This window comes from Companilactobacillus muriivasis (assembly GCF_036246245.1).
Lineage (GTDB): Bacteria > Bacillota > Bacilli > Lactobacillales > Lactobacillaceae > Companilactobacillus > Companilactobacillus muriivasis.
Window position 1 is genome coordinate 1 of sequence record NZ_BTTQ01000021.1, and the last position, 1,560, is coordinate 1,560.

The following is a 1,560-nucleotide window of genomic DNA, read 5'->3' on the forward strand; positions in this document are numbered from 1 at the left end:
CTAAAGGTTGAAAGCACAAAAATAGATCACACCTCTTGAGCCACTTGAGATGTGGTGGAAAAAATAGTTTTTTTCAATGCGAAGCATTATCTAGTTGCCTGATAAGGCCACTAGGTAATGCTTTTATAAATTCATCAAAGATTTGATTTAATACCGAATGATCCGTTTCAAGATTATTAACTAGACCATTTATTGATGTTATTAACAAATCTAGCGCATCAACGAATGCAATATCAGGCAAACTTCGTCCATAATCATAGAATATATCGCCTATCGTTCGATCGTCGATATATTCTCGCTGGTTTAAGGCGAGAATATCATAAGCAAGTGCAACGATAGCCAAGTGACCACACAATCCATCATACTTTTGGATTTGTGTTTTATCGAATTGGAGATATTGTTTGGCGACTTTAAAGTAGCCTTCAATTTGCCAACGGCGAGCGTACAATTGAATAATATCAGTAGGTTCCAAACTTGTTTTCGTTGTTCCTAGAACTAGATAGTTGTTCTTATCTCCACGTTTAGTGACAAAAACTAATTTAACGGGCATTTCCTGACCATCAACGTTAAAGGTAACCATCGAGCTATATAGGTACTTCTCCTTTGTGGACCACTTGGTCCGACAAAGAATATCATAAAGCGTTTTTACATCCATGGTACGACCGCGATAGCGGAAGTATACTTTCTTAGTTTTTTTGAGCATGCCTACCGCAAAAAGTCCGCGTTTGAGTAGTTCCGAGAACATGTGCGGCGAACTATACCAGCTATCAAAAAGAACATACTTGGCTTTTATGCCACTTTTTACAGCAGAATCTACTAGTTCAAGAGCCACATCATTCATCTTGCGCTTTGCTTGATCACGCCTTTTATATGCCAAGGAACGTTTATCAAATCGTTTAAAAACACCTAACTGATTCTTTTTCTTTGACGATGACATTAATGCAAAGTCAATTGGCAGAAAAGTATTCCCGTCACTCCAACCTACGGTTAGAGTACGGAATCCTTTAAAGAACTTTTGTTTGTCATGATCAAAAACACGCGCTAGTAATTCAGTATTTTTTGAAAACTCACGTTTGAATAGTGAATCATCTATTATTAAAGCCTGACGTCTTCTAGAATCTGTAAAATGTTCCACATAGGATATTAGGTTAATTGCCAACAACTGAACTAGTCTTTGCCAATTGGTATGAGGATTATTTAAACAATTTCTAACGGTTTTCGTTGTAAATAATTTACTTTTATTGGCTCTAAAAATTGAATAACGGTTAAAAACGGCCGCTATAAGCCACTCTAACAAGGCTGTTACCCTAACACCTTTTGTCTTATTGATATTTGCGGAACGCAAAATATCAGATAAGTGTACCAATTTAGAAAATTTATGAAATGAATGGTGAACTGAAGTGTCTGAATGTTGTAAAATAGTCATGGACATGAATACTCCCTTATATATTGGTTTCAGCGACTTAATTATAAGGATATGAGTAAGCTCATGTCTATTTTTGTACAATAAAACCCCGGCATGCCGGGGTTATTGTATAATATTCAACTTTCAACCTTTAG

Annotated in this window: 1 protein-coding gene; it reads right to left on the reverse strand. The window is 36.2% G+C overall.

What is annotated here, in order from left to right; all coding sequences use genetic code 11:
• Positions 1–73: 73 nt before the first annotated feature.
• On the reverse strand, positions 74–1,426 hold the full coding sequence (locus AAA923_RS12300; protein WP_338217504.1) for an IS4 family transposase: 1,353 nt from the start codon (positions 1,424–1,426) through the stop codon (positions 74–76).
• Between the last annotated feature and the right edge of the window lie 134 nt (positions 1,427–1,560).

Coding starts and splice junctions, on each gene's coding strand:
- AAA923_RS12300 (WP_338217504.1), bottom strand. CDS start 1,426: ATGACTATTTTACAACATTCAGACACTTCAGTTCACCATTCATTTCAT.